The organism is Phormidium pseudopriestleyi FRX01, assembly GCF_017313335.1.
Taxonomy (GTDB): Bacteria; Cyanobacteriota; Cyanobacteriia; order Cyanobacteriales; family Laspinemataceae; genus Laspinema; species Laspinema pseudopriestleyi.
Map to the genome: position 1 here is coordinate 1 of NZ_JAFLQW010000622.1, position 8,038 is coordinate 8,038.

Consider the following 8,038-nt stretch of genomic DNA (forward strand, 5'->3'; position numbering starts at 1 on the left):
AGCAAATATCTTAAGAAAGGTAGCGGCGACACTGGGATTTAATCTTAGTGGAGTCAGTAGGGGTGCTTTGACTACGCCCTTAAGGTTCAGATTCTGGACTCTTAAAGAATCCCACGCTCTAAAGAGCGTGGGAGTGTCAAGTATGGGGTTCATTTTGGGAGTGCGAGCATCTTGCTCGCTATCGTTAAGTGCGAGCAAGATGCTCGCACTCCTAATAACCTCTGTACCCAATGATTCCGGAAACTACTATGGACTAAACTGCTGAAGCTTGACTCATGCCGGGACAAGCGACATTAGTTCCGCCTAAACCACAATAGCCATTGGGATTTTTTGCCAGGTATTGCTGATGATATCCTTCGGCATAGTAGAACTCGGGGGCGTCCAGAATTTCGGTGGTAATGTCGCCATATCCTGCGGCAGAGAGTGCTTTTTGATAGGCTTTTTTGGAAGCCAAGGCTAACTCTTTTTGCTCGGGAGAATACAGATAAATTCCGGAACGGTATTGAGTGCCAGCATCATTGCCTTGACGCATTCCTTGGGTGGGATTGTGGCTTTCCCAGAATACTTTTAAGAGGGTTTCCAAACTGATGACTTTGGGGTCGTACACGACTAACACCACCTCATTATGCCCCGTCATACCGCTACAAACTTCTTGGTAGGTGGGGTTGGGGGTGATTCCGGCAGCGTACCCTACGACAGTGACGAAGACGCCTTCTTGTTGCCAAAATTTACGTTCGGCACCCCAAAAGCAGCCCATACCGATGATGACTTGTTCCATGCCATCGGGAAAGGGGGGTTTGAGGGGATTACCGTTGACGAAGTGATTCGCGGGGACCGGAATCGGTTCCTGGCGTCCCGGTAAGGCTTTGTCTGGGGTGGGTAGGGTGAGTTTTTTGCCTAATCCAAATAGTCCCATGATGTTCTGACTCCGAATGATGAGTGATCTGTTTACTTTTCTTAATAATAGCTAGAATTTGCGGGAGCGCGATCGCCTTTGGGGGGTGGGCGACCCTTGGGCCCCAAAGAAAGAGCGCCACGAAGGGGTTGAATCCCATCCCTGCCGCTAGTCTTAGTCATGCCTGGATTAGAGACAGCACAGAGCGCACTATAGCTTGGACTATAGCAGATCCTTTATCAGTTGTGGAATGCCCTCACCCCCAACCCCTCTCCCAAAGCGGGAGAGGGGAGCCGATCCAGTTGTCAAACTGATTTAGACTGACTATATATCCCCCGGAATATAGGCTAAATTTTTTATAGAAATAACGGCTAAAATCGATTGGCTTACCGGGCAAATTTCAGGAGTATTTTCCTTGATTTTATCAAAACTTTTTAGGGTGATATTATCAAACTCTGGCTTAAATGCCAGCTTGATATCCGCAGTCCCCCCAGAAAAATCTATTGAGTATTTTTGCTTAAGCTGAGAAATTTAAAGCCTTGACAAGGTATCTTGAAAAGATTATGATAGTTAGTTGAAATTTTTAAATGAAAGATAATGCCCAAAATACCAATAAATTTAAGATTTAAACATTCAAGATTTATTGAGCTTAATGGGTTTGGAAACTTATCTTGATTTAATGCTTATTCTGGGGTCAATGCCTGACAGTTGTAGAAATGAATGATGTAATTAATCCCTACGAAACATTACGAGTTAGTCCCCAAGCGACGCAATCGGAAATTAAGCAAGCGTATCGACGGTTAGTCAAACTGGTGCATCCGGATAAAAATTTAGAATCATCGGACTCGGAACGGATGATTCAGATTAATGGTGCGTATGAAATACTCGGGGATCCGCAACGCCGTCAGTCTTACGATCGCCGTCAAACATCGGGTAGAGCCCCCTCTCAATCTCGCGATCGCCAGACGCGAACTGCCCGTGCACAACAGAACTATCGTCACGCTCGCCAAAACAGTCCAGATCCGGACGATCACCTCGAAAAATGGCTTAAACAGGTGTATCAACCCATCAACCGAATGCTGTATGAAATTTTGCATACCTTAGAGGATGAAATCGATTGTCTTGCAGCGGACCCATTTGATGATGAATTGATGGCAGATTTTCAGGCTTATTTACAAAAATGCCGGGATTTCCTCAACCAAGCGCAAATCTATTTCCAATCCATGCAAAATCCCGCCACGGTTGCCAGTGTTGCTGCGAATCTTTACTACTGTCTCGATCGCATAGGCGATGGCATTGATGAGTTAGAATTCTTTACCCTCAACTATGACGAGCACTATCTCCATACCGGGCAAGAATTGTTTAGAATTGCTAATTCTTTACGCAAAGAAGCCCATTCTACGATTAAAAATATCTTCCGATAAAGGTTCGGATAGGAATCAAACTAGAGCATCGGTTGAGGATGAGCAAAAGGGGAGAAGAAACCGGGTTTCTAGCCTAAATTTGCGGTTAATTGCTATCTTCTTAGTGAAGAAACCCGGTTTCTCATTTTAGTACCGACGCCCTAAAGGTGAATTTCCATCTCTTAACTGGAGGTTTTAACTTGAGCGACGATAGTCCGATGTCGAGGAGTGTTGCGGGTAATGGTGGGTTTCTCGAAACCGGCTTCTACAAATGCTTGCTCGATATCCAGGGAAAAATACTGATCTAAATAGGGTTCCGTACTCTTGAGCAAGGTTAGGATATAGGGTGGCATTTTTGCATAAATCTCAGACTGAGGATTCATGTCCATAATTGCCAGATGTCCACCGGGACGAAGTAAGCGTCGAGCTTCTTGGATAATGTGGCCAGATGCATCTGCCGGGAGTTCATGAAAGATGAGACAAGCTGAGACTAAATCAAAGGAAGTATCCGGTAAACCTGTGGATTCAGCAGCAGCATGAACCCAGGTGATATCCTGATATTGCTGCTCAGATTTGTACTGAGCAACGGAGAGAAAATAAGGGGATAAATCTAGCCCGGTTAAGGTCGATTGGGGATAGAGTTCTTGTAAGGCAACGGTACTCATGCCTACGCTACAACCTATATCGAGAATTGCCTTGGGAGAGTCTCCAATTTGAGCCGCGAGCACTTCATGGTAACTGTTGCGAAGGCGAGAGTCTCCTTCGACTCCGGCACCGGGCCAAATATGAGCGTGTACGGCTTTAGCGGCGACTTCGACCTCGCTGGCAGCTTCCCAACTTAAATTTCCCTGGTCGTAAGCATGGAACGATCGCAGGTAATAATCTGGATAAACCAAGGTAGGATTCTGTACCTGTTGGAATTCGCGGTCCCAATTGCGGTTTTGCAGCGATCGCGCCTCTATCGTCCAGGGAACGCCCATATTTTCAGCCCGGTCAATCATCATTTTTCGGGCTTTAGATTTGGCGAAACTTGCGAGGGGTTTAATGGCTAATAATCCATTAATTAAACGAGATAAGAATCCGGGGCCAGTTGATACAGAAGCAGTCATGAGGGTGATGATTGGGTGAGAGGTTGACGCTTTCCTCCATCGCTTTAGGGAATTAGCAAAAGACAGATGAGAAACCGGGTTTCTTGACAACATCTCTGCAAAGAAAGCCAAAAATTAGATCCAAAAACCCGGTTTCTTGTCCTCTTGTTCTAAATCCCTACCCGGAAGTGCTCTGTCGAGTTTGCGGTCAAAGCGACTCGGGCGGAGGACAGAAATAGCCATCCTATTGACGGGAGGAAAATTATTGCTTATTGTACCAAAGCGATCGCCCCAAAGAGCCAGATTTGGATTACTGAGTTGCTATTTCCTTAGTTTTTCTGAGGGTAAATAACATCTCGCTTTCAAATTGCGTCGGGTTGGTCCAAGTTCCGGTTCCGCCAATGCCGCGAACCGAATTTAACAGGTCTAGAGCCTCTGGAGAGATTTGAGCACCCATCATAAAGGGAAGGGTATTGATCACCGAGGTGATTTTCTCCATATCCAGGTACAAATAGCCGTGATTGGGGTTCGGCAAGGAACCGATAAGTTCTTGGAATGTGGGACTGTCCTGTAAAGAAGTCGCGGGAGTGGCGATCGCATCGACGATGGGACCCCCAAAGGCGATAAACAAAGAATTGTCATCCAACCAACCGTGACCCAATAGCGCACCTTGGAGGGGGATTTTCCATTCCCGGACATTAATTCCAGAGACATTGCGTTGGGCGATCGCCAAGGGAAAGGGGACGACATTGCGACCGATCACATCTAATTTTTGCAGCATTGCTTCTGCGGCAGGGCGATCGCTCGTTTCAAACACCACCGCCCCTCCGAATCCCAATTGTCCCAACAGACCCTGATTTGAAGAAATCAGTCCAAAACCAAACTCACCATCCATCCAACCGAACACCTCGCGGTCCACATCCATGTTCACCCCGGCGAACATTTGGCGAATAGCGATTAGAATTCCTTGTAACTCTGGTTGGGCTTGACTTTGAGCCACTAGAGTTGACCAAGACTGACCGATGCCGTGACCATTAACCAGGGCGATCGTTTCTGCCGGAAAGCGATTTAAGAGTTGATTAGAGACGGCGGGATATTGGGGGATAGATTGGGGGTCAACTTCTGTTAGGAACCGCACCCGCATTCCTTGTTGATCCAGACCCGCACTCAGCAATACCGACTTAACCCCATCCACCTGGGGTAAACTGGGGCGATCGCTCACCCTGTTGCCCATCAGTGCCACAGTCTGGCTATAATCCGGTAAGTAAAAGTGGACGAGAGCATTATCGAGTTTTGTACTCTGACGAACCAGTTCCTTAGCCCCTGATTTCATCAAAAAAGAGGATTCTGAGGTCGTTGTGTCGATCGCTTTTTCCACTGCACTGCGTTGCTGGGAAATCAGCAGTTTGTTATTCACCGTTGCCTGATAGGTGGGAATTCCTTGGGGTGGAACGATTTGAGAGACCGTAACACCTTTATAGTTAAATTCATTCAGGGTAAGCTCGCGTTGAGACCTCAAATTGCGAGCAAACCACCAGGCACGGAAGGGATTTTTAATGCCTACAATCAATAACAGGTCAGAGTTTAAGTTGGTGGTTGCCACCTCTGTCGCTGAGGAAGGGACGATCGCCAGAGTGACATTGCCGATCCAAGGTTGCAGGTCTTTTTTGTAATCGAGATTGGTTTGGGCGAGGAAATCGGCTTCTAGATTTGCCAGAGTGCGGGCGATCGCCGCCTGTGCGCCTGGGGTCCCAAATTCCTCCAATTTCGACCATTGACGCTCATCCGTGACCACATAAGCCGCCATTAGCGCATCTTGTGGAACCACTTTCGTACTTTCCAGAGGATTCGAGCTTCCGACCCAGGTACTGCGCCAGTATAAATATCCACCGGCCATACCTACAGCAGCCACGACTGCGATCGCCCACCGATTTACATTAGGTTTCGCTGACATTTTAATTTGGCTTGTGATTCTCTCTTTTAGGATAACGATATTTGTGGCAGTGCTCCTCGATTGTTGCGATTAATCACCAATTCTGGGGATTGAGGCTGATCGAGGGTCAGGGGATGTCCTCGGGGTCAGTTGTCTTCTTTCATAGTCTTTATCCTTGCCAAAACTTCATAAATCAATCCTGATTTCAGATTTTTCTCTACTTTGGCTTTATTTTATTTGAGGATAAACCCCTTATAATAGATTGAAATATCTCAACCTACATTGAATAATAAAAATTTTCTGAAAAAGACCGTAAAAAATATTAGGGGGACGGAATGAGCCTGAAAATCGTAGAGTTGGAGTGTGATGCAGGAGAGGAAATCTCGAACTTTCCCTTTTTCGATTTATCCGACGATCTGCTCTGTGTGATCAATAGCAATGGAGATTTTCAGCAGATTAATGGTTCGGGAGAAAAAATCCTAGGATTTCGCCCCAGTGAACTGGATCAGAAATCCTTTCTTGATGGAGTGCATCCTGATGACCGATTTTCCACCCGGGAACAGCTTGGCCAACTCAGTGGCGATCGCCGGGAGATTGCCTTTGAGAACCGCTATCAATGTAAAAATGGTGACTATAAGCAGTTATCCTGGAAAGCCATAAGGCGCGGGAGTGAACCGCTCATCTGGGCGATCGCCCAGGAACTCTCGCCGATTCCAGAACGGAGTCGGGAATTATTGCCTCCGACAGAGGATTATCATGCTTTTTTTGACCTCTCCCTGGACTTATTTTGTACCCTCAATTTTGATGGGTATTTCCGCAGTTTAAATCCAGCTTGGGAAAAAACCCTAGGTTTTACCCCGGAGGAACTGCGTTCTCAATCCTTTATTGAATTTGTCCATCCGCAAGATCATGAAAGTACCTTGATGGAATTCGTTAAACTCCTCCAAGGATGTAATACTTACTCCTTTGAGAACCGTTATCGGTGTAAAAATGGGGAATATCGATGGTTATTGTGGAGTGCTTGTCTGGGACAGGAACACCAATGTATTTATGCGATCGGCCATGATATTACCGAGCGCAAATATGCTGAAATCGAAGGCGATCGGGCTTATGAAGAAACCCGCACCTTCCTCAATCAACTCCAAGTCAAACTGCAAAGTCGCAGTCTAGCGTTTAACAGTGCCATCTACAAACTGCAAAACGAAATCGCCGAACGCCGGGAAACCGAAAAATCCCTAGAAAAAGAGCGGGAATTTTTAAAAGCCTTACTGAATACCGTTGATGCCGGAATTATCGCCGGGGATGCCACAGGAAACCTCATCCTATTCAACCGTTCAATTCGCGACTTATATGGCTTACCCGATGACTCCATACCGCCCGAAGACTGGTTAAATTACTATGATTTATATCAAGGAGATGGCATAACTCCAATCTCCCCAGAGCAAATTCCCTTAAAGCGTGCACTGAACGGGGAACGGGTTAACAAAGAGGAAATTGTCATTGCACCCAAGGTGGGGGAACCCCGAATTGCCGTTGCTAGTGGGGAGCCAATTTTTGATGAAAAGGGCAATCAAATTGGGGCTGTGATTGTCTTCCATGATATTACCGAAAGCAAACAAAAAGCCCAAGCGCTTCAGGAATCCGCTCACGAAAAAACCGAATTGATTCAATCGTTGCGAACCCAAGCCCAACAGCTTCAAAATACCTTACAAGAACTGCAACGGACTCAAACCCAGCTCATTCAAAGCGAAAAAATGTCCAGTTTGGGACAATTAGTCGCTGGAGTGGCCCATGAAATTAACAATCCCGTTAATTTTATTTATGGAAACCTCGCTCATGTTAACGACTATCTCGCGGATTTACTCAAACTTCTGAATCTTTACCAAACCCACTATCCCAAACCCGTTCAGGACATCCATGAATTTCAGGAGGATATCGACCTCGACTTTTTGCAAAGCGACCTGCCAAAATTGCTGAATTCCATGAAAGTTGGAGCAGAACGCATCCGTCAAATTGTGCTGTCTCTGCGGAATTTTTCGCGACTGAATGAAGCCGAATGCAAGCCGGTGGATATTCATGAAGGAATTGATAATACCCTGCTTATTCTCCATAATCGGTTGAGAGAAAAAAGCGGAAATTCTGGGATTTCAGTGATTAAAGAGTATGGTCAACTGCCCCGAATAGAATGCTATCCGGCGCAACTCAATCAAGCCATTATTAATATTATGACTAATGCGATCGACGCCTTGGAAAGCTTGAAAGGGCAAGAGTGCTTCAGCGAAAAAACTCCCACCCTTCGCATCCGCACAGAATGCTTAGATAACCAGTGGGTAGCTATTCACATTCAGGACAACGGTCCCGGAATGACCCCCCGGGTCAAAGAGCAAATCTTTAATCCATTTTTTACCACCAAACCCGTTGGGAAAGGAACCGGACTGGGGTTATCAATTGCCTATCAAATTATTACCCACAAGCATAGCGGCGAGTTAATTTGTCACTCGGAACCGGGACAAGGCACAGAATTTGTCATTCAGATTCCCCTGAAGCAATCCTAGCACTCAGTCAAGACAGAATCAGGAACCCTTGCCTGATGCTCCTACCACGGACTGCCGACTAGGGTAAATGCGGCCCAGAAATAAGGATGAGCAAACGTGCGATCGCCCATTTGCTCGGCTATCTCTGGCGGTAAATCGATCGCCCCTCGGGAGGTCACTAATTG

The 8,038-nt window shown here is 46.4% G+C and carries 6 protein-coding genes; 2 read left to right on the top strand and 4 right to left on the bottom strand.

Features of this window, described 5'->3' with window-relative positions; all coding sequences use genetic code 11:
• On the bottom strand, positions 1-198 hold a 198-nt coding region (locus tag J0895_RS23655; protein WP_207090441.1), incomplete at its 3' end, for a hypothetical protein.
• A gap of 55 nt (positions 199-253) precedes the next feature.
• Positions 254-916 (bottom strand): peptide-methionine (S)-S-oxide reductase MsrA, encoded by a 663-nt coding sequence (gene msrA, locus J0895_RS23660; RefSeq protein WP_207090442.1) that lies wholly within the window; start codon positions 914-916, stop codon positions 254-256.
• A 695-nt stretch (positions 917-1,611) separates the two neighbouring features.
• Between msrA and J0895_RS23665 the strand changes: the two genes are divergently transcribed.
• Positions 1,612-2,319 (top strand): J domain-containing protein, encoded by a 708-nt coding sequence (locus J0895_RS23665; RefSeq protein ID WP_207090443.1) that lies wholly within the window; start codon positions 1,612-1,614, stop codon positions 2,317-2,319.
• 161 nt (positions 2,320-2,480) lie between these two features.
• On the opposite strand, the gene J0895_RS23670 is transcribed toward J0895_RS23665, so the two are convergent.
• Together J0895_RS23670 and J0895_RS23675 are read right to left on the bottom strand one after the other, a co-directional pair.
• Positions 2,481-3,407, bottom strand: a complete 927-nt coding sequence (locus J0895_RS23670; RefSeq protein WP_207090444.1) for a class I SAM-dependent methyltransferase — start codon at positions 3,405-3,407, stop codon at positions 2,481-2,483.
• 289 nt (positions 3,408-3,696) lie between these two features.
• A complete protein-coding gene (locus J0895_RS23675; protein WP_207090445.1) occupies positions 3,697-5,340 on the bottom strand; it encodes a DUF3352 domain-containing protein in 1,644 nt (547 codons plus the stop codon).
• Between the two features lie 314 nt (positions 5,341-5,654).
• Here J0895_RS23675 and J0895_RS23680 point away from each other — a divergent pair, with 314 nt between their 5' ends.
• Positions 5,655-7,874, top strand: coding sequence for a PAS domain-containing sensor histidine kinase (locus J0895_RS23680; protein ID WP_207090446.1), 2,220 nt, complete (start codon positions 5,655-5,657; stop codon positions 7,872-7,874).
• The last annotated feature ends 164 nt before the right edge of the window (positions 7,875-8,038 follow it).

Excerpts from the sequence above, each read along its gene's own strand:
- J0895_RS23665 (WP_207090443.1), top strand. The coding sequence starts at position 1,612 with ATGAATGATGTAATTAATCCCTACGAAACATTACGAGTTAGTCCCCAA.
- J0895_RS23670 (WP_207090444.1), bottom strand. The coding sequence starts at position 3,407 with ATGACTGCTTCTGTATCAACTGGCCCCGGATTCTTATCTCGTTTAATT.
- msrA (WP_207090442.1), bottom strand. The coding sequence starts at position 916 with ATGGGACTATTTGGATTAGGCAAAAAACTCACCCTACCCACCCCAGAC.
- J0895_RS23680 (WP_207090446.1), top strand. The coding sequence starts at position 5,655 with ATGAGCCTGAAAATCGTAGAGTTGGAGTGTGATGCAGGAGAGGAAATC.
- J0895_RS23675 (WP_207090445.1), bottom strand. The coding sequence starts at position 5,340 with ATGTCAGCGAAACCTAATGTAAATCGGTGGGCGATCGCAGTCGTGGCT.